Source organism: Azospirillum agricola, from assembly GCF_020005195.1.
Taxonomy (GTDB): Bacteria; Pseudomonadota; Alphaproteobacteria; order Azospirillales; family Azospirillaceae; genus Azospirillum; species Azospirillum agricola.
The window spans coordinates 105,310-127,354 of record NZ_JAIFZR010000007.1 but is presented as its reverse complement, the minus strand read 5'-3'; the positions used below and the strand labels follow the sequence as shown (position 1 = coordinate 127,354).

The window sequence follows — 22,045 nt, the reverse complement described above, 5'->3', positions numbered from 1 at the left end:
ATGGGAGTTTCAGGCAAGGAGTCCGTTCCGCCGTCCGGCCGACGCGCGGCGGGCCGATGCGCCGCGCTGGCGGCCCTGCTGCTGGCGCTGCCGCTGGCCGGCTGCTTCACCGCCGGCGAGAAGGTGTCCGTCGTGCAGCAGCCCAAGACGCCGGCCGTCCGCACCATCAGCAGCTTCAGCGAGGCGTTGCGCTGCATGGACGGGCTGATGGCCGCCCACGGCAAGCACGACATCTACATCACCAGCAACGGCATCCCCGACGCCACCGGCCGTGTCGCCGGCGGCACCAAGGACATGCTGATCACCGCCGTCAGCCGCATGTCGGAACGCTCCAACGCCTTCCGCTTCGTCGATTTCGAGCCGGCGCTCGACGACGTCAACGCGCTGTACTGGATGATCGGCGTGCAGCCCAACTTCCGCGCGCCCTCCTATTACATCCGCGGCGCCATCACCCAGCTCGACGACAACGTGGTCAGCGAGTCGGCGGGCGCCGGCATCTCGCTGCCGAAGTTCGACCTCGGCGTTTCGGCCGACCAGGTGGCGTCGATGATCTCGGTCGACCTCAACGTCGGCGAGCTGGTGACCCGCCAGATCATCCCCGGCATGTCGTCGAGCAACTCGCTGGCCGTGCTGACCTCGGGCAAGGGGGCCGACGGCGGTGCTTTGATCGGCAAGGCCGGCCTGACCTTCAACGTCTCCTTCAACAAGTCGGAGGGGCTGCACCAGGCGGTCCGCACGCTGGTGGAGCTCAGCACCATCGAGGTGCTGGGCAAGCTGACGCGCACTCCCTATTGGCAATGCCTGGGCATCGACCAGACCAACCCGGCCTTCATGGGGCAGGCGCGCGACTGGTTCGACGGCATGCCGGCGGCCCAGCGCGTCACCTTCGTCCAGCGCACGCTGGCCGCCGACGGCTATTACGACGGCGCCGTCACCGGCGAACTGAACGAGCAGACGCGGGCCGCCGTGTCGCGCTATCAGGCCGACCATGACCTGATCGCCACCGGGCGCATCGACTTCGACCTCTACCAGCGCATGCTCGGCCAGCCGTCCGGCCGCCAGCAGGTGGCGCCGGAGCGGCTCCAGGCGGTCAGCAACGCCGGCGGCGAAGGGTTGCCGCACGCGCCGCCGGCGCCGGCCGGGGCCGGCCCGGATCTCGCCCTCTCGTCCGACCGCGGGCCGAAGCCGCGCTACCGGCTGGGCGAGCCGCTGGTGGTGCGGGTGTCGCCGACCGCCGACGGCTTCGTCTACTGCTACTACCAGGACACGGGCGGGACGGTCGCCCGCATCTACCCCAACCGCTTCCAGCCCGACGCCTTCGTCGAGGCCAACCGGCAGGTCGAGATCCCGCCGGGCAACCAGAAGCCCTTCAACCTGCGGATGGACCGGGTCGGCGACCAGGAGGCCATCGCCTGCGTGGCGACGCGCGACGAGATGGGCGTGCGGCTGCCCGACCGCTTCAAGACCGAGGATCTGCAACCGATTCCCGGCGCCACGCTGGACAACGTGCTGGAGGCCTTCGCCGGCGCGTCCGGCGGCGCCGCGCGGTCGAAGCGGATGGGCATCCAGGTGCTGCCGGGGCCGGTCGCCCTGCGCGAGTGAGGCTGCAAGGCCATCGGCGGCCTTCTGTGGCCCGGCTCACAGAAGGCCGCCGGGGGCGGTGCTAGAAATGGAGCAACAGACGGCGGATGCAACAGAAGGCGCTCTCGCCGAACCCCTTCCTTCCTTGGGAGATTGCCATGTCGACGCACATCCGGAGGGCCTTGGCCCGCCTCGTTCTTCCGGCCCTCGCGATCGCCTGCGCCGGGCCGGCGCTGGCCCAGACCATGGAGGGCAGCGGTTCGTCGAGCGTCCTGATGTTCGACCGGCCGCCGACCGTCGACGAGCTGCGCGAGGTGGTGGCGCCCAAGCCGCGCACCCGCAGCATCGAGATCATGGGCGGCGTCGCCAACGGCGCCGCCCAGCGCCAGCGCCCGACCGAGCAGGCCAACTACCCCTCGGACGCCGCGACCGCCCCGGACTCCGCCTCTACGCCCGCGCCCGCGAAAGCGGCGCCGCCCAAGGCGCCGCCGCGCCCCGTCGCCAAGGCGCCGCCGCAGCCGCAGCCCGAGCCGGCCGACCGCCAGGCGGCGCCCCCCGACGCGCGCCAGCAGGCGGCATTGCCCGAGCCGCCGCCCCCGCCGGAACCGGCGGCGCCGAACGCCTTCGGCTTCCGCATCAACTTCGCCTTCAACTCGGCCGAGATCCCGCGCGAGTTCCAGCCCTACATCGACGCGGTCGGCGGGTTGATGGCGCAGGACAGCAGTCTCGTGCTGGTGGTCGAGGGCCACACCGATGCGGTCGGCAGCGCCGCCTACAACCAGACCCTGTCGCAGCGCCGCGCCGTGGCGGTCGGCGAGTATCTGGTCCGCATGCACCACATCGACCCGCAGCGCATCGCCGTGGCCGGCAAGGGCCCGGCCGAGCCGGTGATGCCCGACCCCTACGACGGCCGCAACCGCCGCGTCGAGTTCAAGCCGGCCCGCTGATCCGGGCCGCCCCCACCCAACCCTTCGGAGGTCGCCATGAGACGCCTGTTGTCCTGTGTTGCGGCGGCCGGTCTGCTGCTGCTCCCACTTCTCGCCCTGTCCGGAGACGCCGACGCGACGCTCGTCCGGAAGGGCGACGGCAAGAAGGTCGGAGCCGCCTCCGGCGGCGTCGATGTCGGCGTGCCGAAGGGCAAGGTGCGCGTGCAATGCTGGCAGGACGGCCGCAAGATCATCGACGAGGCCGACCTCGCCATCGTCTCGCTGAGCATCGCCAGCCAGTTGAACGGCATGCGCTTCCGCCGGACGGGCGACGCCGACGGCACGGTGTCGGTGACGACCCAGGCGCGCACCGCCTGCCTGCTCGGCGGGCATGAGTGACGGTCGAACATGACGCGCGTCGCCCCATGATGCGTCATGCCCGGCCGTGGGCCGGGCATCCACGACCGCAAATCACGACAAGACGCTTGCGCGTGGATGGCCGGGTCGGGCCCTGCCATGACGAACAGGATGGCGGTCGTCAAAGGACCGCGCTGCGCCGTCGACCACACCACCCCCCTCTCGGCTCATTGACGCCCCTGGTCACCTCCTCTGTCCGTTTGCGAATGAGGTCCCCGCCATGATCCGCCGTCCCGCATTCCGCCTTGGCGCCGCCCATCCGGCCGGCCGGCTGTGCGCCGGTGCGGTCGTCGCCCTCGCCACCGCCCTGACCGCGACGCTTTCCGCTCCCGCCGCACGGGCGGCCGAGGCGGTGGTCGTCGCCTCCACCGCCCCCGGCTACAAGCTGGGGCAGGTCGTCGCCGATGGCGCGTCGGTGACGGTCCCGGAAGGGGCCGGCGTCATGCTGCTGTTCGCCAGCGGGCGGACGCTGCGCCTCAAGGGTCCCTACGCCGGGCCGTTCGACAGCCTGCGCGACAGCGCCCAGGACCAAGGCGCCCTGGGCGCCCAGGGCGCCCGCCCGGCGCTCGGCGGGCTGCTGGGCGGCGAGCGCTTCGTCCAGACCGACCTCGGCGCCGCCCGCTCGCTCGGCTCGCCGCTGAACAAGGCGGCGGAGCGCGCCTTCGCCATCGACCCCGGCATCGACGGCACCTACTGCATCCCGGCTGGCGGGCGCCCGAGCCTGACCCGGCCGCAGGATCCCGCCCTGGCCAAAATCTCACTGGCCGCCAATGGGCGCGAGACATCCACGACGGTGGCCTGGACCGGCGACGCCCCGGCCCCCTGGCCGAGCGAGCTGACGCTGAGCGACGGCGCCGAGTTCCGCGTCAGCGGCCCCGACGGCACGCCGCGCCACACGCTGCGCTTCCGCACCCTCGGCGCCATGTCCGCCGCCCCCGGCGCGACCAACGGCGCGGCGCTGGCCCTGCGGCTGGCCGGCGCCGGCTGCGCCCGGCAGGCGGCGGCACTGCTGGCCCCGCTGCGCGACGCGGTGGTGCCGCTGGACATCTATCTGGCCGCCGACCGCGGGCCGGCGGCGAGCTACCGGCCGGGCGACCCGTTCCGGCTGGTGCTCCAGGCCAACCGCGACGCCCATGTCTACTGCTACCTGCGCAACACGCGCGGCCAGCTCATCCCCTTTTTCCCGCCCGGAGCCGGGACCAGCGCCCAGCTCTCCGCCGACACGCCGCTGACCATGCCGGGCGACCGCATGCCGCTGCCTCTGCTGGCCGGCGAGAGCGCCGGCGACATGGAGGTGCGCTGCGTCGCCGCCGACCACGACCTGGGCGGCGATCTGCCCGGCCGGGCCGACGCCTTCCGCCCGATGAGCGCCGAGACGGTGGCGCAGCTCGACCGCGCGCTGAACGGGATGCGCGACACCGAGGTGGTCATGACCCAGGTCATCCTGCGGGTGCGCTGACATGGGGGGATCTGGGGGGAAGGAATCCGGGGAGGATTCCGGAACCGCGTCCGGCGGGGACGGCCGTGTCGCGCCGTGGCGGGCGGCCCTGCTCGCCGGCGCCGTCGCGGCGCTGGCGGTCGGACTGACCCATCTGGTGCCGCCGCTGCGCTCGGCCGACGAGACCTTCAGCGATCTCCAGATCGCCCATCTGGCGCCACCGCAGCCGCCGCACCCCGGCGTGGCGCTGGTGACGCTGGGCGAGGACAGCTTCGCCACGCTGGTCTGCCGCTCGCCGATCGACCGCGGCTTCCTCGCCGACCTGATCGGCCGGCTGGAGGCCGCCCGCGTCCGCGCCATCGGCATCGACATCCTGTTCGACCAGCCGACCATCCCCGCGCTGGATGAGCGGCTGCGCCGCCGCATCCTCGACGCCCGCGTGCCCGTGGTGGCGATCACCGCGCTGGCCCAGACCCCGCTGACGGAGGCGCAGCGCCGCTACCTCGGCAACTTCCTCGACGGCATGCGGCACGGCCACGCCAACCTCGCCAAGGATCCGCTCGACGCGACGGTGCGCTGGCATGTGCCGCGCGGCGAGGGCGGCGAGCCCAGCCTGCCGGCCGGCCTCGCCGCCCTTGCCGGGGCCACGGTGCCCGACCAGCCCTTCCGCATCGACTGGCGCGTGGGCCCGACGCCGGACGAGCCGCCCTTTGCCGCCTACCCGGCGGAAATGGTGGCGCTGCTGCCGGCCGACTGGCTGGCCGGGCGCATCGTGCTGATCGGCACCGTGCTGAACGGCATCGACCGCCACCGCACGCCCCTGGCGCTGGCCGGCGCCGCCACCCCCGGACTGGTCGTCGAGGCGCAGGTGCTGGCCCAGATGCTCGACGGCCGGGCCAGCCCGCGCCTGCCGCTGGCGGCCGAGGCGGCGCTGGCGCTGGCGCTCGCCGCCGCCGGGGTCGGGCTGGCGCTGACCGGCCTGTCGCCGGGGCTGCTGGCGGCGGTCGGCCTGCTGCCGCTCGCGGCGCTGTGGGCCGGCGGCTCGCTGCTGTTCGCCCAGGGTGGGCCGCTGGTGCCGCTGATGGCGCCGTCGATGGCCTGGATCGGCGGTACGGCGGCGATGGCCGCGCACCTGTCGCTGCGCGCGCGGGCCGACCGCCGCGTGCTGATGCGTCTGTTCGCCAACCACGTCTCGCAGCCGGTCGCCGACGAGATCTGGCGCGAGCGCGCCACCTTCATGGCCGGCAGCCGGCCACGCCCGCAGCAGCTTACCGCCACGGTCCTCTTCTCCGACATCGAGGGCTTCACCACCGTCTGCGAGGCGCTGGAGCCGGAGCCGCTGATCCGCTGGCTGGAGGGCTACCTCGACGCGATGGTGCGCATCGTCGCCGCCCATGACGGGGTGGTGCTGCGCTTCGTCGGCGACGCCATCCTGGCGGTGTTCGGCGTGCCGGTCGCCCGCACCACCCAGGCGCAGATCGACGCCGACGCCGAGCGGGCGGTGCGCTGCGCCGTGCAGATGGGGCGCGAACTGGCGACGCTGAACCAGCGCTGGCGCGAGGAGGGGTTGCCGCCGGTCGGCGTGCGCGTCGGCATCCACACCGGCCCGCTGGTCGCCGGCAGCATGGGCGGGCTGCGGCACATGGAATACTCGCTGCTCGGCGACACCGCCAACACGGCGGCCCGGCTGGAAAGCCACGCCAAGACGGTCGGCGCCCGCTCCTCCCCGCATTGCCGGATCATCATCGGCGACCCGACCTGTCAGGCGGTGCGCGGCAGGATCGCCGTGCTGCCGGTCGGCGAGGTTGCGCTGAAGGGGAAATCCAGGACCGTCCGCATCTGGCTGGTCATCGACGACGCCGAAGACGAGACCGGACAGGCGGCGGCGGAACCCGAAGAATCGGGAAAGACCATCCTGTGACGCAAACGCGGCTGTTCTGCATCACATCTTCCATCCTGTCCAAACGGGGTGCCCCAATGGAGGGTGCGGCCTTTCCGTTATACGGGTTAGGCTGATCGAGCGGCTTGGCAGACCTCCATCCGATCAATAAAATGCTCCGCACTCATCCCAAAACCGGTCGCCGGATGCCCCGACACGCCGCAGCGGCGTGGGCTTCGCCGCGATGCAAGGAGGCGATACGATGGGAGGACGGTGGAAGCGGCGCTGGTCCGCCGTGCCCGCGCTGCCGGCCGCGCTGCCGACCATGTCCGTCTGGATAGCCATGCTGATCGCGGCCATGCTGCTGGCCGCGACCGCGCGGGCGGCCGGCCCGCCCACTCCCCAACCGGCGGCCGAGAAGCGCATCGCCCTGGTCATCGGCGTCAACACGTACCAGCACGCGCCGGAACTGATCAACCCGCGCAACGACGCCCGCGCCATGGCCGAGACGCTGCGCGGGCTGGATTTCACCGTCGAGGAGCAGTACGACCTCGACAACCGCGGCTTCAGCATGGCGCTGCGCGCCTTCGGCATCCGCGCCTCGCAGGCCGACGTGGCCGTGCTGTTCTACGCCGGGCACGGCATCCAGGTCGCCGGCACCAACTACCTGATTCCGGCCGACGCCCAGCTGGAGCGCGAGCGCGACCTCGTCTACGAGGCGGTGCCGCTGAACCTGCCGCTCGGCGAGCTGGCGCAGGCGCGCAAGCTCGGCATCATGATTCTCGACGCCTGCCGCAACAACCCCTTCGTCGACCGGCTGACCCGCACCGGCACCAACAAGACCCAGGCGCATCCCGGCTTCGGCCGGGTCGACGACACCCCGAGCGACACGCTGGTCGCCATGGCGACCCGCGCCGATCAGCTCGCCGAGGACGGCACCGGCGAGCACAGCCCGTACACCGCGGCCCTGCTCCAGCATCTGGCGACGCCGGGGCTGGAGCTGAGCCTGTTCTTCCGCAACGTCCGCGACACGGTCAAGCAGGCGACCGACGGCCGCCAGGATCCCTTCATCTACGGGTCGCTCGGCGCCACCCCCTTCTATTTCAACCCGCGCCCGCCCAACCGGCCGCCGCTGCTGGCCGAGACGCGGCCGATCACCGTCGCCGACCGCGCCGACCCGGAGCCGCTGCGCATCAGCCAGCCGACCGACCCCGACGACGACCAGCTCTTCGCCCGCGTCACCGGCCTGCCGCGCGGCGGCACCATCCGCATCGGCGAGCGCAGCGTGCTGATCGGCGACTACCTGACGGTGGAGCAGCTCGCCGCGACCAGCTTCAAGCCCGACGCCAGCCTGCGCGGCGACGCCGGCGGCTTCGAGTTCGTGGTGATGGACGGGCGCGGCGGCAACGTGCGCGGCTTTGTCCCCATCACCATCCGGCCGAGCAACCGGCCGCCGGTGCTGATCTCCGAAAAGCGGGTGATGGCGACGCCCAACCCGCTGCGGATCGAGGCGCCGGTCGATCCCGACGGCGATCCGCTGACCATCACCGTCACCGCCGTGCCCGAGCGCGGCCATGTGGTGAGCGGCGACCGCATGATCCGCCCCGGCGAGATCCTGACGACCGAGGTGCTGACCGGCCTGGTCTTCGAGCCGTCGGGGGCGGCGCCCGGTCCGGCCGGCGCCTTCGCCTTCACCGCCGACGACGGGCGCGGCGGCGTGTCGCGCGGGACGGTCTCGGTGGAGATCGCCGAGCCCGGTACTCCGCCGCTCGCCGCCAACGCCGAGGAGACGGTGTGGCAGCGGGTGCGGACCAGCAACAACGTCAACGAGATCGAGGCGTATCTGCGCCTGTTCGGCAACGGCACCTTCGCGGCGGCGGCGCGCCAGCGGATCGACCAGCTGCGCGGCAACGCGCGCGCTTCCGAGCAGCCCGCGCTCTCCGGCAACAGCGGCGGCGGCGGATCGGGCGGCGGATCGGGCGGGACGCCCGCCCCGGCGGCGGTCGCCGCCCTGCCGCCGCCGAAGCCCCCGCAACCGCAGCAGGCCCAGCCGCAGACCTTCCAGCCACCGGCCCCTCAACCACCGCAAACCACGGCGTCCCAACCCAACCCCCAACCCGCCGCTCCATCGAACGGCGGGGCGCGCAACCACGGCGCCGGCAACAGCTTCCAGGACTGCGACACCTGCCCGGTGATGGTCCGGCTGCCGGCCGGCTCCTTCATGATGGGCAACGACAAGGGCGACCCGTCGGAACGGCCGGTGCACCGCGTCACCCTCGCCAAGCCCTTCGCGGTGAGCGCCTACGAGGTGCTGGTCGGCGAATGGCGGGCCTGCGTCCAGGGCGGCGGCTGCTCGAACATGCCGCGCATGACCAACGCCAACGACGGCACGCCCGTCTACAACATCAGCTGGGAGGACGCCCAGGCCTACGTGAAGTGGCTGAGCCAGAAGACCGGCCAGCGCTACCGCCTGCCCAGCGAGGCCGAATGGGAGTACGCCGCGCGCGGCGGCACCAGCGGCCTCTACTGGTGGGGCGGCGACAAGGGCATCTTCGCCAACTGCCAGAATTGCGGCGGCCCGCAGGAGCCGCTGACCCCGGCCTCGGCCGGCAGCTTCAAGCCGAACCCCTTCGGGCTGCACGACATGAACGGCGGCGTCGCGGAATGGGTCGCCGACTGCTGGAACAAGGACTACGCCGGGGCGCCGGCCGACGGCAGCGCCTGGCAGCGCGGCGACTGCCGCAAGCGGGTGCTGCGCGGCGGTTCCTGGCGCAACACGCTGACCGACATCACCGACACCGTCCGCAACCTCTACGACCAGGACGTCCGCTACCTCAACAACGGGTTCCGCATCGCCCGCGATCTGAATTGAATGGCTGTGCAGGCGCTGCCTCTCCACCCCCCTCACCGCTGCACCGACTTGACCCGCTGTCCGGCGAAGTTGCCGGTGCCGGACGCGATGTTGACGGCGCTGTTGGCGTTGTTGAATTGCACGCCGCCGTTCTTCATGGCGAAGGGCAGGTAGGGCAGCGGGCCCAGCGTGGTCATCATCGCGTCGGGCTGGCCCGACGGGGCGGTGCCCGGCAGGGTCGGGACCTTCGGCATCTCCTGCGTCGCCACCGGCGGCACCTCCGGCAGCTTCGGCATCCTGGGACCGTCGGCGCCCTTCTGCCGGTTGCGCGGGCGGGGGAGGGCCGGGTCGGCCGCCGCCACCGGTGCCGTAGCCACCGGGGCCGCAGCCTCCGGAGCCGCCCTTCCGGCACCGGGGTCGAGGATCACGCCCTCGCCGCCGGTCACCACGCCCTGGTCGGTGGAGTTGCCCTCGCCGATGGCGATGTTCAGCGCGCTGTTGATGTTGTTCACGATGAAGGGTGCGTCGATGAAGGTCACGCTCGGCTCGAAGGACGGCGGCGGGTTGCGGCTGGGCGCCAGCGCCTGGCCCTGGCTGAAGCCGGCCAGGAAACCGGCGTCGCCGCGCGTCTTGGCGATGAGCTGCTGGTGGAATTCCTTCCGGCTCTTGCCCGGATTCGTCACCATGGCGCCGGCCGGCGTCCCGCGCCGCGCCGAGGCGAAGACCGGCTGGCGCGCCGGCTGCGCGAAGGCCTGGGCGAGGTTCGCGGCGCTGACCCCGGCCGGCCCGAAGCCGATGCCGCCCATGTCCTGGGCGCGCGCCTCCCCGTCCACTACCGCGCCGGCCGCCGTGGCCGTCAGCAGAAGCCCCGCAATGCCGTGCAGAAAGCCGACGCGCCGCATGGAAATCTCCCTGGAGGACGGTTGAAGGAGGGGGGCGGGAAAAGCTCAATGGACGCGCAGCGGTTCGAGATCCTCCTGGCGAAGGATGGCGGAGGCCAGTTCGACGCTGGAGAAGTGGTCGAGCAGCCGGCCGTCCGCCGCGTGCACGGCGACCGCCTTGCGGCCGTCCAGCAGGACCGGCTTCACATAGGCGCTGTCATGGACGCCGAGATCGGCGAAGAAACGGTCGGCGGCGCTCCAGCGGGGGAGCGGCGCGTCGGTGCCGCAGGCGGTGTCGGAGGTCGGACGCTTGGACATCGGCGGTCTCCCTGGGGCTGTCTCCCGGACGCGGTGACGATCACCGCATGGAAGGAAGCCTAACGCCGTCCGCATCCCGCCGCTGTGACGGGGGCCACAGTCGCCCCCGCATCGTCCCTCAGACGCAGCTCTCGCCCAGATCCTCCAGCGCCTCGCGGTCGAGGATGGTGATGCGGCCGGCGTCCAGCCGGATGACGCCGTTGCGCTGCCACTCGTTCAGCAGCTTGTTGACGCTCTCCCGCGACACGCCGACGAGGCAGCCGAGCTGCTGCTGCGACAGCTTGATGTCGAGCTGCAACCCCTCCGGAACCGGACGGCCGAAGCCGTCGGCCAGCCGGCCGAGCGCGCGGGCGAAGCGCGACGAGGCCTCCAGGAACAGCGTGTCCTCCAGATGCTCGCTGGTCTGGCGCAGCCGCTTGCACAGCACGCCGAGCAGGCGCATGGCCACCTCGGGCCGCGCCGTCAGGAAGGGCAGGAACTGGGTGCGGTCGAGCACCAGCAGGTCGGTTTCCTCCAGCGCCACCGCGTCGGCGGTGCGCGGCTCGCCGTCGAGCAGGGCGATCTCGCCGAACACCCCGCCGCGGTTGACGATGCTCAGCACCAGCTCCTTGCCGTCCAGCGAGTGGGAGCAGATCTTCACCCGCCCGCGCACCACCGCCATCATGCTGCTGCCGGGATCGCCCTTCTGGAAGATCACCGCGTTCCTGGGATGGTAGGTCAGCCGCGCCCCGGCGGCGAGCCGGTGCAGGTCCTCGCGCTGGAGATGCTTGAGGAGGAAATGCCCGGCGAGGACGAGTTCCTTGTCGAACGCGATCCGGCTCACGGTCATGGCCGACCTCTCTGGACCATCGGGTTTTGAAGGGAACATCCTAGCATCGCCCCCGCCGCCGGGCCGGGGCCGCCAATGGCGGTACTTCACCGTTCCGCCGGCCCTCCTTTCGCGGAAAAATCAGCGCGGGGAGCCGAGCCGCAGATCGAGCGTGCCGGTGCGCACGCGCAATCCATGAGCGGTCCGCTCGACGGCGACGGGGCTGGCGACGGGGCTGGCGACGGGGCTGGCGACGGGGCTGGCGACGGGGCCGCCACCCCAGCCGCTCCACTCACCCGAACCGGGCGGCAGGGCCGGCAGCCCCTCCGCCCCGTCCAAATCCTCGTCCGGCAGGGCCGGCTCCGGCGGCAGCGGTCCCAGCGCGGAAGGCGGGACGCGCGCGGACTCCGGCGAGGACGAGCAGCTCGTCTTGCCGTTGACGGTGTCGCAGCGCATGGTTCCCGACCCGCTCAGGCACTGGGTCTTGCCGTTGACGGTCTGGCAGCTCAGCGCCTCGCCGCTTTGCGAGCAGACGCTGCGGCCGTTGACCGTGCGGCACACCGTGGAGGCGGCCTGCGACGGGGTGGGCTGGAGCGCGGCGACGGCGCCGAGCAGAAGCAGCAAGGACAGCGTGGCGTTCGGCATCGGTTTCCCCTCTCGTTCCGGGGATGCGGAGAACGGAGCCGGCCGGCAGCGCCTCCGCGTTGCCGGCCAACCCGATGGGATGATCGCCTCAGCGCTGCCGGGCCAGACCCCGCTGGCCGGCGACGTTGCCGAGACCGGCCGCCACGTTGGTGGCCAGATCGACGTTGGTGCTGACCAACGGCCCGCGCCCCGTCATGTTCAGCCCGACCTGCACGCCGTTGCCCTGCATGCCGAGAACGCGCTGCTGGGCGCTGTTGCCGATGCCGGCCGCCGTGTTGGTCGCCACGCCGACGTTGGTGCTGACCAGCGGGTTGACCAGACCGCCGCCGGCCAGACCGCCGCCGGGCGTGCCCTGCATCGTCATCACCCGCTGCTGAGCGTTGTTGCCGATGCCGGCCGCCGTGTTGGTCGAGGTCCCGACGTTGGTGGAGGCCAGCCCGCCGAACCCGGGGAAGGCGCCGGGACGCACCGGCACATTGTCGGCCATGGCGGGGGCGGAAAGCAGGGCGACGGCGAAGCCGCTGAGCAGGATGGTGCGGATCATGGGAACGATCTCCTCGGCAAAGGGGGGCGGCAAGGCGTTGCGGACCGGTTTCAGCGCTGGCCGATGCGGGCCTGCTGCCCGGCGAAATTGCCGATGCCGGCCGACAGGTTCTGGACGTTGCCGAGGTTGCCGCCGGGGATCGGGCCGCGGCTGCCGAACTGCTGGACCAGCGCGCTCTGCGAGGCGCGGTTGCCGATGCCGGCCGCCGTGTTGCCGACGAAGGCGGTGTTGGAGCCGCCGCCGACCACCGGGGCGCCGAGGATGCGGCCGGGGCCGCCCTGCATCACGGTGACGTCCTGGCGGGCGACGTTGCCGACGCCGGCGGCCATGTTGCTGACGTCGGCCGTGTTGGCGGTGCCGAGGATGCTGCCGCCGGTCGCCTGCCGGGTCATCGCCGACTGCAAGGCCACATTGCCGACGCCGGCCGCGGTGTTCGAGATCGAGCTGACGTTCTGGGCGAAGGCCGGGGCCGACAGCAGGGCGACGGTGGCGAAGCCGGCGAACAGGGCGGTGCGGATCATGGCGCGTCTTCCTTCATGGTGGGGAGGAGGGGCGGGGAGGAGGGAGGCGAGGCCGGCGGTGGCTGGCCGTCCTGGCCGTCTGCCCTGTCACCGTCTCGATGACCGGACACTACCCCCACCCCGGATCCCCCGCTGTGAGCCGCGCCACAAACCGGCGCGGAACGCTCAGCCCGCCTTTTCAGACCGCGTCGTGGAAGATGATGCCGAGCGTGTGCCGCAGACCGGAGCGGAGCCGGCTGACCCCGTGGCGCAGGTTGACCCGGTAATCCCCGCGCGTCCCCCGCACTGGTCGGTGGCGCACGGCGAACAGCACGGCGTCGCCCTGCCGCAGCGGCACGACCTCCACCCGGCTCTGCATGCGCGGCCGCTGCTCGGTCAGCACGAATTCGCCGCCGGTGAAGTCCCGATCCGGCTCCGACAGCAGCACCGCCACCTGGAGGGGGAAGACCAGTTCGCCGTAGAGGTCCTGATGCAGGCAATTGTGGTCGCCGGCCCGGTACTGGAGCAGCAACGGCGTCGGGCGGCTCTGGCCGGCGGCGTGGCAGAGCGCCAGGAAGTCGGCGTGGCGCGCCGGAAAGCGCGCCGCCTCGCCCAGCCGCTCGTTCCATGCGTTGGCGAGCGGCGCCAGACGCGGGTAGAGCGCGTCGCGGAGATTGTCCACCAGATCGGGCAGCGGGTAGCGGAAGTAACGGTATTCGCCCCGGCCGAAACCGTGGCGGGCCATGACGACCCGGCTGCGGAACGGCTCCTCCTGCGGGTAGAGGGCGGCGATGCCCTGGCATTCCGCAACCGTCAGCACCCCCTTCAGCATGGCGCTGCCGCCGCCGTCCAGTTCGGAGGCCACGCTGTCCCAGTCGTGGGCCCCGACCCGTTCCGCCACCCGTTCCGCCGCCGGGCGCCCGGGCGGGGCGCTCACGGTTGCCCGTCCCGGACGCCGGCCAGCTCGACCCTGGCCTCCCGGTCGAGCAGGACGCGCTTGCGCTCGACGCCCCAGCGGTAGCCGGACAGAGTTCCGTCGGTCCGCACCACGCGGTGGCAGGGGATCGCCACCGCGAGCGGGTTGGCGCCGCAGGCCGAGGCGACCGCCCGCACCGACGTCGGCGCGCCGATGGCGCGGGCCAGTTCGGCGTAGCTGACGGTCTCGCCGGCGGGGATGGCGCGCAGCGCCTGCCAAACCCGCTGCTGGAAAGCCGTGCCGCGCACGTCGAGCGGCAGGTCGTGGCCGAGCGCCGGCGCCTCGACCAGACCGACCGCCGCCGCGACCAGCGCCTCGAAGCCGGCGTCGCCGCCGATCAGGTTGGCCTTGGGGAAGCGGTCCTGGAGGTCGCGGGCGAGCGCATCGGGATCCTCGCCGAGCAGAATGGCGCACACCCCCTTGCCGCTGCTGGCGACCAGGATGGCGCCGAGCGAGCAGTCGCCGATGGCGAAGCGGATGTCGGCATCGGCGCCACCGGCGCGGAAGGCGGTCGGGGTCATGCCGAGCACGGCGTTGGACGTCGCGTAGAAGCGGCTGCTGGCGTTGAAGCCGGCGTCGTAGATGGCCTCGGTCACGCTGCCCCGGCCGCTGGCGAGCTGGTCGCGGATCTTCCGGCTGCGGTGGGCGGCGCCGTAGGCGCGCGGCGTCAGGCCTGTGGTGGCCTTGAACAGGCGGTGGAAATGGTGCGGGCTCAAGCCCACCGTGGCCGCCAGCGTGTCGAGCGACGGCATTTCCTCGGCCGTCTCGATCGCCCGGCAGGCGTCGGCGACCAGGGCGGCCTGCCGGGCCGCCAGCGGCGCCTCGTTCGGGCGGCAGCGCTGGCAGGGCCGGAAGCCGGCGGCCTCCGCCTCCGCCGGGCCGGCGTGGAAGGCGACGTTCTCCGGCCGGGCCGGGCGCGAGGCGCAGGAGGGGCGGCAATAGACTCCGGTCGTCCGCACCGAATAGACAAACCGTCCGTCGAAGGCCGGGTCGCGTTCCCGCAGGGCGCGCCAGCGCGGGTCGGCCTCCATGCTTGGCGCCATCATGTCCGGCCCCATCTCCGTCCGGGTGGTCTTGCGGCGTTCCATCTGTCGTTCCATGGCGATGCTCATCGGTCGCTTCCTCGATGACGTGTCGTCCATCGGTGTAGCGGCCCGTCCGGGGCCTCGCACTCCGGCGCTTGCTTTCGAATTCCCGGCCCGATCATACGCGTGATGGGCGCGCGCCGGAAGCGGGGGCGGGCTTATCCATCGGATTGACCGATGGAAGGCATCGAACAAATTCCTTTTTCCTATTCCTGAAGCCGCCTTATCCTCGGATTCCAAACCGTTGCGCCGGCGACCGGCCAAGGTGGGTGGCGCGACAAAATGTCCCGCGCGGGGACTTGCGGTTTTTTGCGCGAGAGTTGTCGCCGTTCCGCCGGTTATCAGCGAAAGGCGTGCCGAGAAAATCATTCGCAATGGAAAGAAGGCCGGAAGCGGGTTTGTCGGATGTTCTTCTTTATTTTCCTTGGGAAACATCCTAATTCGATAGGCGAAGAGAGGGTGTGGAGATGATCGAGACTCGGGATTTGACGATCGTCACGGGATGGGGGATGGCCGGCGTCGTTGCCAGCACCCTGGCGGTGATCCTGCTGTCGCCGGGTGCCGCCTCGACCGCGGACACGGTGCTGATGGAGCGTGTCTCGCATAATCTCAGCGGCGACGCCTGCCGCCGCGTGCTGGAGGACGTCATTGCCCGGCCGGCCGACAAGCCGGTTCTCTGGCTGTGGGCCGAGGAATCGGAACCGGGCCGCACGCCGGTCGCCTCCTGGTCGCGGCGCGAGGCGCCGGTGGGGCCGCCGCGTCCCTATGCCTTCCGGCCGGGCACCGACAGCGTCCCGCAGCAGGCCTGCTCCTTCGACAGCAACTCCGTCCACATCGTGTCGTTCGAGCCGAGGAAGACCTTCTCCATCACCCCAGGCATGATCGATCCGGTCGATTGATCTTGTCGATTGTTCCGGCGGGACGGCGGAAAGAAAAAAAGACGCCCACCGTCGGGGGGACGATGGGCGCATGAAGGCAAAACGGGAGACATCATCACACCAGTGATGATGAAATCGCCGGAGCGATTGTGTGGCGATCATCGCCGCCGGGACCTGGCCCAGCCTTGACTGCGGTCAAGCTGGAGCGGAAAAAGCATTTTCCGTTCGGATGCCTCTTTTGCCCGGTCAATGGGCCATTTCTCCCATCTTCTTGCGGGAGTCGCCGGTCTTGTCGAGGATGATGCTGTCGTCCGCCTTGCCCTCGACCTCCAGGATGCCGATCAGGCCCTTGGTGGCGCGGCTCAGCGCATGGTCGACCAGGGCGTACTGGCCGGGATAATCGACCTTGAACTCGACCATGGTGGCGCCGCCCGGCGGGACGGTGACGGTCTGGATACCCTTCAGCGGCTCCGATTCAAGGCCGCCCAGGGTGTGGACGCGGTCGAAGATCTCGCCGATGACGTGGAAGGAGGAGGTCAGGTTGGGACCGCCGACGCCGAACCAGATGCGCACGGTCTCGCCGACCTTGGCCTTCAGCGGCTTGTCCTTCGACAGGGCGCCGACGGCGCCGTTGAACACCAGATAGTTGGGCCGCTCGTTCACGAGGCCGTCGTAATCGTCCTCGGCCGTCGGGATGTTCTTGGCCTTGGTGGCGTAGATCTCCTGCTGCATCACGTAGAACTCGCGATCGACCGTGGGCAGCCCGGCCTCGGGCTCGACGACGATCAGGCCGTACATGCCCTTGGAGATGTGGTGGGCGACCATCGGCGTGGCGCAGTGGTAGACGTAGACGCCCGGCGTCAGCGCCTTGAAGGAGAAGGCCTTGGTCTGGCCCGGCTCGACCTGGGTGATCTGGCCGCCGCCGAGGAAGCCGGTCGCCGCGTGGAAGTCGATGGAATGGTTCATCGTCGCTTCCTTGGCGTTGGTGATGCTGACGTCCACCGTGTCGCCGACGCGCACCCGCACCATCGGGCCGGGGATGGTGTTGTTGAAGGTCCAGTAGGTGTAGGTGGTGCCGTCGTCGAGCTTGGAATCGACCTCGGTCGTGGTCAGCGTGACCTGATGGGTCTTCGGCGCGCGCTTGCCGGGCTTCTCCGCGGCGGGAACGGCGGTCGGATCCAGGACGATGTCGACCGTGTTGCCCTTGACCTTCGGATCCGCGTAGAGCGTGGTGGCCGAGACCGCGCCGACCCCCGACAGGGTCAGGAGAGCGGCGACGCTGACGCTGGCGAGAAACATCCTGCTGTTCATGGCACGGTCCATTCGATGCGTTTCGTATGGACCGAGTGTCACCCAACAAGACGGGCGGCCAATTGACCGCCGTCAAGCCGTTCCTCTATTTGCTGTTCGGCGCCGTGACCTTGATGAGACCTGATGAATTGCTTTTGTGTCGATTGCGTTTTTCGTCGCCGTTACCGTCCGGCGATTTGTCGGCGCAGCGCCTTCAATTCCTCGAAGCGGGCGGTGACGTCGCGCAGGACCGCCGCCATGCCGAGCATCCCGCCATCCCCGTCGTGAAGCGGCACGATGGTGAACTCCACGGAGATGCGGCGCCCGTCCTTGTGCAGGGCCGGGACCGACAACAGGTCGCCCTTGCCGTAACGGCTCTCGCCCGTCGCCATCACGGCGTCGTACCCCTCCCAATGACGGGGACGCTGGCGTTCCGGGATGATCAGGTCGAGGGACTGGCCGAGCGCCTCAGCCGCGCTGAAACCGAAGAGGCGCTCCGCCCCCTCGTTCCAGAAGGCGATCCGGCCGTCCCGGCCGGAATAGACGATGGCGTCGGCGGCGCTGCGCAGCAACGCGTCGCCGAGCCGGGCCAGCGTGTCGGCGGAGAGGGTGGAGTCCGCCGGCTGCCGGGGTTGCGGGTCCATGGTCGAGGCCTTTCCTGGGTTCCTGGCCTGGGTTCCTGGCCGTTCCAGCCGTGGTCACGTCACAGGCGCGTCAGCCGGAAGATGATGATGAACATGGTGAGCGTGCCGAGTTCGGCCAGCGCCGCCAGCCAGCTCGGGTGGAAGATGATTCCGAGCGGCATGATCAGCAGAAAGATCAGGCCGGGGAAAACCACCCATGGTGATTCTGATTTGTGGGCGTGAGGGTCGTCCTGTTCGGTTCCATCAAGAACTTCGGAGCCGTCGAGCGCGTGATCCGTCATGACCTTTTCCCGTTTTCTGGCTGTCCGGCCGAGTTCCACGCGACGTCGTCTTGTGTTCTCAACCTGGATTGGTCACGCGACTTTACGGAGTTGACGATGGTTGAAAAGCGAAACTATTCGATGGATATCATCGGTGTTTCCGAAGGCTTCCCGCTGTCCGGGGCCATCTCCGGCGCCGGCTGCGGGTCGCGCGACAGGATCGCCCGCAGACCGGTGAAGGCGGCCTCCAGGACGCCGGAATCGGCTTCCACCGGGTGGACCGCGTAGATCGGCAGATTGAAGGGGTGGGTTTCCGGCAGGATCTCGGCGAGCCCCTCGTCGACCAGCGGCTGCACCAGCCCGCGCGGAAAATGGCCGGTGCCGCCGCACTGCTTCAGGTAATCGAGCCCCAGCGTGCCGACGCCGATCGACAGCGGCGTCGTCTGCGCCTCCGGGTGGCGCAGGCGGATCTTCCGCTGGAAGTCGTCGCTCCAGTCGATGTGGACGTATTCGCCGCCGCCTCCCTCCCCCTGCTCGCCGGGGATGCGCAGCAGAACCAGCTCCTCCTCCATCAGCAGGCTGATCCTCAGGCCCGGCGTGTTGCGCGGCGAGTACATGATGCCGAGGTCGAGCGTGCCCTCCCGCAGCGACTGGAGCAGACCGTCGGCCAGCCCGACCTCGCAGCGCAGCGCGATGTCGGCGGCGTTGCGGCGCATCCAGGGGATCCATCGGTGCAGCATGCGGTTCCACAGCCCGGCCTCGCTGCCGATGCGCAGCAGCGCGCGGTGGCCCGGCGGCAGCGCCGCCTCCTGCCGGGCCTGCTCCCACAGCCGCATCATGGCGACGGCGTGGCGCTGGAAGCGCACCCCGCCGGGGGTCAGCGCCGCCCCGCTCTTGGTGCGCAGGAAGAGGCGGCAGCCGAGCTGTTCCTCCAACTGGCGGATGCGCGTGCTGACCGTCGACTGGGTGACGTGCAGCCGCTCCGCCGCCGCGACGAAGCTGCCCGCCGCCGCGACCTCAAGGAAGGTGCGGGCCGTTTCCGTATCCATCTGTCCCGCCCCCGGCGGCCGTTTCTGCCCGCCCACAAGGCACACCGGAACCCGTCACTGCGTCAAGAACAGCGACGCGGTGATGGCCAGTGTCGAGGCGATCACCAGCGCCAGCCCGCCGCGCCCGAGCGCCCGCTGGCGGTGCAGGGCGAATCCCATGCCGATCACGGCGGCGGCGGTCAGCAGCAGGCCGAGCTTCATGTCGGTCATGGCGTGCCCCCCGGCGCGCCCGGCCCGATCCAGCCCCATGCCCCGGCGGCGTGGACCAGCAGGATCGCCCCGCACAGCAGGACCAGATAGCCCGACAGCAGCACCCGCCAGCCGGCTCCGGCGCGGTCCAGCTCCAGGTAATGCAGCAGGATTTCCCGCCCCTTGGCCACCGCGACCGCCAGAAGCAGCGCCGCCCCGGCGATGCCGACGCCGGACCCGGACTCCTCGTGTTGCGCGAACAGCAGCGTGACGGTCGACAGCCCGAGCAGGATCAGCCAGGACAGGGTGAGCCGGTCGATCCTCATGATCGATTTCCTTTCATCGCACGAGATAGACGAGCGGGTAGAGGATCACCCAGATCAGATCGACCATGTGCCAGAAGGCGGCACCGGTCTCCAGATTCTCCACGCTGGGCCAGCGGGCGACGATGGCCAGCACGGCGATCCCCATCACGACGTGCAGCGCGTGGAAGCCGGTGAGCAGGAAATAGAGCGCGAAGAAGGTGTCGCTGTCGATCGACAGCCCGGCCCCCAGCGTCGCCGCGTACTCCACCGCCTTGACCGCCAGGAAGACCGAGCCGACCGCCGCCGCCGCCAGCATCCGGCGGCGCGCCAGCGCCGGCCGGCCGCGCCGCCCCGCGACGACGCCGCGCGCGGCGATGAAGCCGCTGGTCACCAGCACCATGGTGTTGACGGCGCCGAGCACCCCGTCGAGATGCGCCTGCCCGGCCGCGAAGGGGACGGGATCGAGCGCGCGGGCGACGGCGAAGCCGACGAAGGCGGCGCCGAACACCGCCAGCTCGCCAAGGATCAGGATCCACATCATCAGGTTGCCGGGCAGGCCGGAAAACCCATCCGGCCGCTCGTCCAAGGCACGGCTGCCCATCGCTCTCTTCCCCTTGCTCGATGGCCGGCACCCTAGACCGTCCGCCGCCGGAGCGGCTTGACCACGGTCAAGGAATGTCCTGGCGCGGCGCTCAATTAATGGGCCGACCGGTGGTGGACCACCCGCTGACCTCACCCGCCTCTATCCTGGGATCCCGAGCGATGACCGAACGCTTCACCAAGGCGGCCGCGCGCAACATCTTCTACGGCGGATCGCTGTTCTTCTTCGCAGCCTTCGTCGGGCTGACCGCGCTCAGCCACAACTACATCGTCAACAAAGGCACCGACAGCGCCGGGCTGACCGACGCGGTCGCCCGCGGCAAGCATGTCTGGGAAAAGAACGCCTGCATCAACTGCCACACCTTGCTGGGCGAGGGCGCCTATTTCGCGCCGGAGCTGGGCAATGTCTGGAAGCGCTACGGCGGCGACAAGGACCATGAGGGCGCCGTCACCGCGCTGAAGGGCTGGATGGCCGCCCAGCCGTCCGGCATCGAGGGCCGGCGCCAGATGCCCCAGTTCAACCTGACCGACCGGGAGGTCGAGGATCTCGGCGCCTTCCTGGAATGGACCAGCCGGATCAACACCCAGAACTGGCCGCCCAAGCTGTCGGGCTGAGGAGACTAACCGTCATGAAATACGAATCGCAAAAGGTCGCCCTCTGGTACTTCGCGGCGGCGATGGGGCTGTTCGGGGTGCAGATCCTGGTCGGGCTGCTGGCCGGCGTCGTCTATGTGCTGCCCAACACGCTGTCGGAGCTGCTGCCCTTCAACCTCATCCGGATGATCCACACCAACGCGCTGATCGTCTGGCTGCTGATCGGCTTCTTCGGGGCCGCCTACTACCTGATCCCCGAGGAGTCGGAGGTCGAACTGCACAGCCCCAGGCTGGCGCTGATCCAGCTCGGCCTGTTCGTCTTCGGGGCGCTGGCCGCCGTCGTCGGCTACGTCTTCCGCATCCACGAGGGGCGCGAGTTCCTGGAACAGCCGACCTGGATCAAGGCCGCCATCGTCGTCGTCGCGCTGATGTTCCTCTACAACATCACCATGACGGTTCTGAAGGGCCGCCGCACGGTGATCACCAACATCCTGCTGGTGGGGATGTGGGGCATCGCGCTGTTCTTCCTGTTCTCCTTCTACAACCCGGCCAATCTGGCGCTGGACAAGATGTACTGGTGGTACGTCGTCCATCTCTGGGTCGAGGGCGTGTGGGAACTGGTGATGGCCTCGATCCTCGCCTTCCTGATGATCAAGATGACCGGCGTCGACCGCGAGATCGTCGAGAAGTGGCTCTACGCCATCGTCGGGCTGGCGCTGTTCAGCGGCATCCTCGGCACCGGCCACCATTACTACTGGATCGGCACGCCCGGCTATTGGCAGTGGATCGGTTCGATCTTCTCGACGCTGGAGGTGGCGCCCTTCTTCACCATGGTCGTCTTCTCCTTCATGATGGTGTGGAAGAGCGGGCGGCGTCACCCCAACAAGGCGGCGATGCTGTGGTCGCTCGGCTGCGCGGTCTTCGCCTTCTTCGGCGCCGGGCTGTGGGGCTTCCTGCACACGCTGGCCCCGATCAACTACTACACCCACGGCACCCAGGTGACGGCGGCGCACGGGCACCTCGCCTTCTACGGCGCCTACGCGATGATCAACCTCGCGATCATCACCTACGCGATGCCCTACCTGCGCGGCGTGCAGCCCTACAACCAGGTCCTCAACATGTGGAGCTTCTGGCTGATGAGCGGCGGCATGGCCTTCATGACCTTCGCGCTGACCGTGGCCGGCGTCGTGCAGACCCATCTCCAGCGCGTCATGGGCATGGACTACATGGAGGTCCAGGAGCAGCTGGCGCTGTTCTACTGGATGCGCCTCGGCGCCGGCGTCGCCGTGGGGGCGGGCGTGCTGCTCTACCTCTACGCCATCTTCGGACCGGCGCGCGAGGAACGGCCGGCCTCGATCCCGACCAGCTACCAGCCCGCGGAGTGACG

Annotated in this window: 24 protein-coding genes; 9 read left to right on the top strand and 15 right to left on the bottom strand. The window is 70.5% G+C overall.

Features of this window, described 5'->3' with window-relative positions; genetic code table 11:
• The 6 genes from JN22_RS30565 (at position 1) to JN22_RS30540 (ending at position 9,113) form a co-directional block, all read left to right on the top strand.
• Positions 1 to 1,602, top strand: coding sequence for a DUF4384 domain-containing protein (locus JN22_RS30565; RefSeq protein WP_085557692.1), 1,602 nt, complete (start codon positions 1 to 3; stop codon positions 1,600 to 1,602).
• A gap of 137 nt (positions 1,603 to 1,739) precedes the next feature.
• A complete protein-coding gene (locus JN22_RS30560) occupies positions 1,740 to 2,528 on the top strand; it encodes an OmpA family protein (protein ID WP_143268903.1) in 789 nt (262 codons plus the stop codon).
• 36 nt (positions 2,529 to 2,564) lie between these two features.
• Positions 2,565 to 2,906 carry a hypothetical protein gene (locus JN22_RS30555; protein ID WP_085557690.1) on the top strand — a complete coding sequence of 114 codons (342 nt, stop codon included), beginning with the start codon at positions 2,565 to 2,567 and terminating at the stop codon, positions 2,904 to 2,906.
• 238 nt (positions 2,907 to 3,144) lie between these two features.
• Positions 3,145 to 4,383, top strand: a complete 1,239-nt coding sequence (locus JN22_RS30550; protein WP_085557689.1) for a DUF4384 domain-containing protein — start codon at positions 3,145 to 3,147, stop codon at positions 4,381 to 4,383.
• A 1-nt stretch (position 4,384) separates the two neighbouring features.
• Positions 4,385 to 6,283: an adenylate/guanylate cyclase domain-containing protein gene (locus tag JN22_RS30545; protein ID WP_085557688.1), complete on the top strand. Its 1,899-nt coding sequence runs from the start codon at positions 4,385 to 4,387 to the stop codon at positions 6,281 to 6,283.
• 220 nt (positions 6,284 to 6,503) lie between these two features.
• Complete coding sequence (locus JN22_RS30540; protein WP_179166313.1) at positions 6,504 to 9,113, top strand: SUMF1/EgtB/PvdO family nonheme iron enzyme; 2,610 nt, start codon at positions 6,504 to 6,506, stop codon at positions 9,111 to 9,113.
• 32 nt (positions 9,114 to 9,145) lie between these two features.
• Here the strand turns inward: JN22_RS30540 and JN22_RS30535 are convergent, their stop codons facing one another.
• The 8 genes from JN22_RS30535 to ada form a co-directional block, all read right to left on the bottom strand.
• Entirely contained in the window at positions 9,146 to 9,994 is an 849-nt protein-coding gene (locus JN22_RS30535) for a hypothetical protein (protein WP_085557686.1), read from the bottom strand.
• Positions 9,995 to 10,039: 45 nt separating this feature from the next.
• Positions 10,040 to 10,291, bottom strand: coding sequence for a hypothetical protein (locus tag JN22_RS30530; protein ID WP_085557685.1), 252 nt, complete (start codon positions 10,289 to 10,291; stop codon positions 10,040 to 10,042).
• Between the two features lie 118 nt (positions 10,292 to 10,409).
• Positions 10,410 to 11,120: a Crp/Fnr family transcriptional regulator gene (locus JN22_RS30525; protein ID WP_179166312.1), complete on the bottom strand. Its 711-nt coding sequence runs from the start codon at positions 11,118 to 11,120 to the stop codon at positions 10,410 to 10,412.
• A 120-nt stretch (positions 11,121 to 11,240) separates the two neighbouring features.
• Positions 11,241 to 11,744 (bottom strand): hypothetical protein, encoded by a 504-nt coding sequence (locus tag JN22_RS30520; protein WP_085557683.1) that lies wholly within the window; start codon positions 11,742 to 11,744, stop codon positions 11,241 to 11,243.
• Positions 11,745 to 11,832: 88 nt separating this feature from the next.
• Positions 11,833 to 12,288 carry a hypothetical protein gene (locus JN22_RS30515; RefSeq protein WP_085557682.1) on the bottom strand — a complete coding sequence of 152 codons (456 nt, stop codon included), beginning with the start codon at positions 12,286 to 12,288 and terminating at the stop codon, positions 11,833 to 11,835.
• Positions 12,289 to 12,338: 50 nt separating this feature from the next.
• Complete coding sequence (locus JN22_RS30510; protein ID WP_085557681.1) at positions 12,339 to 12,809, bottom strand: hypothetical protein; 471 nt, start codon at positions 12,807 to 12,809, stop codon at positions 12,339 to 12,341.
• Positions 12,810 to 12,987: 178 nt separating this feature from the next.
• Positions 12,988 to 13,725 (bottom strand): 2OG-Fe(II) oxygenase, encoded by a 738-nt coding sequence (locus tag JN22_RS30505; RefSeq protein WP_223677989.1) that lies wholly within the window; start codon positions 13,723 to 13,725, stop codon positions 12,988 to 12,990.
• Positions 13,722 to 14,876, bottom strand: a complete 1,155-nt coding sequence (ada, locus tag JN22_RS30500) for a bifunctional DNA-binding transcriptional regulator/O6-methylguanine-DNA methyltransferase Ada (RefSeq protein WP_449658119.1) — start codon at positions 14,874 to 14,876, stop codon at positions 13,722 to 13,724. Before ada ends, JN22_RS30505 begins: the two co-directional genes overlap by 4 nt.
• A gap of 440 nt (positions 14,877 to 15,316) precedes the next feature.
• Between ada and JN22_RS30495 the strand changes: the two genes are divergently transcribed.
• Positions 15,317 to 15,748 carry a hypothetical protein gene (locus JN22_RS30495; protein WP_143268899.1) on the top strand — a complete coding sequence of 144 codons (432 nt, stop codon included), beginning with the start codon at positions 15,317 to 15,319 and terminating at the stop codon, positions 15,746 to 15,748.
• A gap of 225 nt (positions 15,749 to 15,973) precedes the next feature.
• Here the strand turns inward: JN22_RS30495 and nirK are convergent, their stop codons facing one another.
• The 7 genes from nirK to JN22_RS30460 all read right to left on the bottom strand — a co-directional run bounded on the left by nirK (position 15,974) and on the right by JN22_RS30460 (position 20,065).
• A complete protein-coding gene (nirK, locus tag JN22_RS30490) occupies positions 15,974 to 17,038 on the bottom strand; it encodes a copper-containing nitrite reductase (RefSeq protein ID WP_085558003.1) in 1,065 nt (354 codons plus the stop codon).
• Between the two features lie 161 nt (positions 17,039 to 17,199).
• Complete coding sequence (locus JN22_RS30485; protein ID WP_085557679.1) at positions 17,200 to 17,661, bottom strand: PAS domain-containing protein; 462 nt, start codon at positions 17,659 to 17,661, stop codon at positions 17,200 to 17,202.
• Positions 17,662 to 17,720: 59 nt separating this feature from the next.
• The gene (locus JN22_RS30480; RefSeq protein WP_143268897.1) at positions 17,721 to 17,942 is read right to left on the bottom strand and encodes a hypothetical protein; all 222 of its coding nucleotides are present in this window, start codon (positions 17,940 to 17,942) and stop codon (positions 17,721 to 17,723) included.
• A 113-nt stretch (positions 17,943 to 18,055) separates the two neighbouring features.
• Positions 18,056 to 18,970 carry a LysR family transcriptional regulator gene (locus JN22_RS30475; protein ID WP_085557678.1) on the bottom strand — a complete coding sequence of 305 codons (915 nt, stop codon included), beginning with the start codon at positions 18,968 to 18,970 and terminating at the stop codon, positions 18,056 to 18,058.
• A 54-nt stretch (positions 18,971 to 19,024) separates the two neighbouring features.
• The gene (locus tag JN22_RS30470; RefSeq protein WP_179166311.1) at positions 19,025 to 19,180 is read right to left on the bottom strand and encodes a hypothetical protein; all 156 of its coding nucleotides are present in this window, start codon (positions 19,178 to 19,180) and stop codon (positions 19,025 to 19,027) included.
• Positions 19,177 to 19,485: a cytochrome C oxidase subunit IV family protein gene (locus tag JN22_RS30465; RefSeq protein WP_223677988.1), complete on the bottom strand. Its 309-nt coding sequence runs from the start codon at positions 19,483 to 19,485 to the stop codon at positions 19,177 to 19,179. Before JN22_RS30465 ends, JN22_RS30470 begins: the two co-directional genes overlap by 4 nt.
• Positions 19,486 to 19,498: 13 nt before the next feature.
• Complete coding sequence (locus JN22_RS30460; RefSeq protein ID WP_085557677.1) at positions 19,499 to 20,065, bottom strand: cytochrome c oxidase subunit 3; 567 nt, start codon at positions 20,063 to 20,065, stop codon at positions 19,499 to 19,501.
• Positions 20,066 to 20,226: 161 nt separating this feature from the next.
• Between JN22_RS30460 and JN22_RS30455 the strand changes: the two genes are divergently transcribed.
• Positions 20,227 to 20,679, top strand: coding sequence for a c-type cytochrome (locus JN22_RS30455; RefSeq protein WP_085557676.1), 453 nt, complete (start codon positions 20,227 to 20,229; stop codon positions 20,677 to 20,679).
• 14 nt (positions 20,680 to 20,693) lie between these two features.
• Positions 20,694 to 22,043: a cbb3-type cytochrome c oxidase subunit I gene (locus JN22_RS30450; RefSeq protein WP_085557675.1), complete on the top strand. Its 1,350-nt coding sequence runs from the start codon at positions 20,694 to 20,696 to the stop codon at positions 22,041 to 22,043.
• Positions 22,044 to 22,045 lie beyond the last annotated feature (2 nt).

Coding starts and splice junctions, on each gene's coding strand:
- JN22_RS30520 (WP_085557683.1), bottom strand. CDS start 11,744: ATGCCGAACGCCACGCTGTCCTTGCTGCTTCTGCTCGGCGCCGTCGCC.
- JN22_RS30465 (WP_223677988.1), bottom strand. CDS start 19,485: ATGAGGATCGACCGGCTCACCCTGTCCTGGCTGATCCTGCTCGGGCTG.
- JN22_RS30480 (WP_143268897.1), bottom strand. CDS start 17,942: ATGACGGATCACGCGCTCGACGGCTCCGAAGTTCTTGATGGAACCGAA.
- ada (WP_449658119.1), bottom strand. CDS start 14,876: ATGAGCATCGCCATGGAACGACAGATGGAACGCCGCAAGACCACCCGG.
- JN22_RS30530 (WP_085557685.1), bottom strand. CDS start 10,291: ATGTCCAAGCGTCCGACCTCCGACACCGCCTGCGGCACCGACGCGCCG.
- JN22_RS30515 (WP_085557682.1), bottom strand. CDS start 12,288: ATGATCCGCACCATCCTGCTCAGCGGCTTCGCCGTCGCCCTGCTTTCC.
- JN22_RS30495 (WP_143268899.1), top strand. CDS start 15,317: ATGATCGAGACTCGGGATTTGACGATCGTCACGGGATGGGGGATGGCC.
- JN22_RS30450 (WP_085557675.1), top strand. CDS start 20,694: ATGAAATACGAATCGCAAAAGGTCGCCCTCTGGTACTTCGCGGCGGCG.
- JN22_RS30540 (WP_179166313.1), top strand. CDS start 6,504: ATGGGAGGACGGTGGAAGCGGCGCTGGTCCGCCGTGCCCGCGCTGCCG.
- JN22_RS30555 (WP_085557690.1), top strand. CDS start 2,565: ATGAGACGCCTGTTGTCCTGTGTTGCGGCGGCCGGTCTGCTGCTGCTC.
- JN22_RS30565 (WP_085557692.1), top strand. CDS start 1: ATGGGAGTTTCAGGCAAGGAGTCCGTTCCGCCGTCCGGCCGACGCGCG.
- JN22_RS30550 (WP_085557689.1), top strand. CDS start 3,145: ATGATCCGCCGTCCCGCATTCCGCCTTGGCGCCGCCCATCCGGCCGGC.
- JN22_RS30560 (WP_143268903.1), top strand. CDS start 1,740: ATGTCGACGCACATCCGGAGGGCCTTGGCCCGCCTCGTTCTTCCGGCC.
- JN22_RS30545 (WP_085557688.1), top strand. CDS start 4,385: ATGGGGGGATCTGGGGGGAAGGAATCCGGGGAGGATTCCGGAACCGCG.
- JN22_RS30535 (WP_085557686.1), bottom strand. CDS start 9,994: ATGCGGCGCGTCGGCTTTCTGCACGGCATTGCGGGGCTTCTGCTGACG.
- JN22_RS30460 (WP_085557677.1), bottom strand. CDS start 20,065: ATGGGCAGCCGTGCCTTGGACGAGCGGCCGGATGGGTTTTCCGGCCTG.
- JN22_RS30475 (WP_085557678.1), bottom strand. CDS start 18,970: ATGGATACGGAAACGGCCCGCACCTTCCTTGAGGTCGCGGCGGCGGGC.
- JN22_RS30470 (WP_179166311.1), bottom strand. CDS start 19,180: ATGACCGACATGAAGCTCGGCCTGCTGCTGACCGCCGCCGCCGTGATC.
- JN22_RS30525 (WP_179166312.1), bottom strand. CDS start 11,120: ATGACCGTGAGCCGGATCGCGTTCGACAAGGAACTCGTCCTCGCCGGG.
- JN22_RS30455 (WP_085557676.1), top strand. CDS start 20,227: ATGACCGAACGCTTCACCAAGGCGGCCGCGCGCAACATCTTCTACGGC.
- nirK (WP_085558003.1), bottom strand. CDS start 17,038: ATGAACAGCAGGATGTTTCTCGCCAGCGTCAGCGTCGCCGCTCTCCTG.
- JN22_RS30510 (WP_085557681.1), bottom strand. CDS start 12,809: ATGATCCGCACCGCCCTGTTCGCCGGCTTCGCCACCGTCGCCCTGCTG.
- JN22_RS30485 (WP_085557679.1), bottom strand. CDS start 17,661: ATGGACCCGCAACCCCGGCAGCCGGCGGACTCCACCCTCTCCGCCGAC.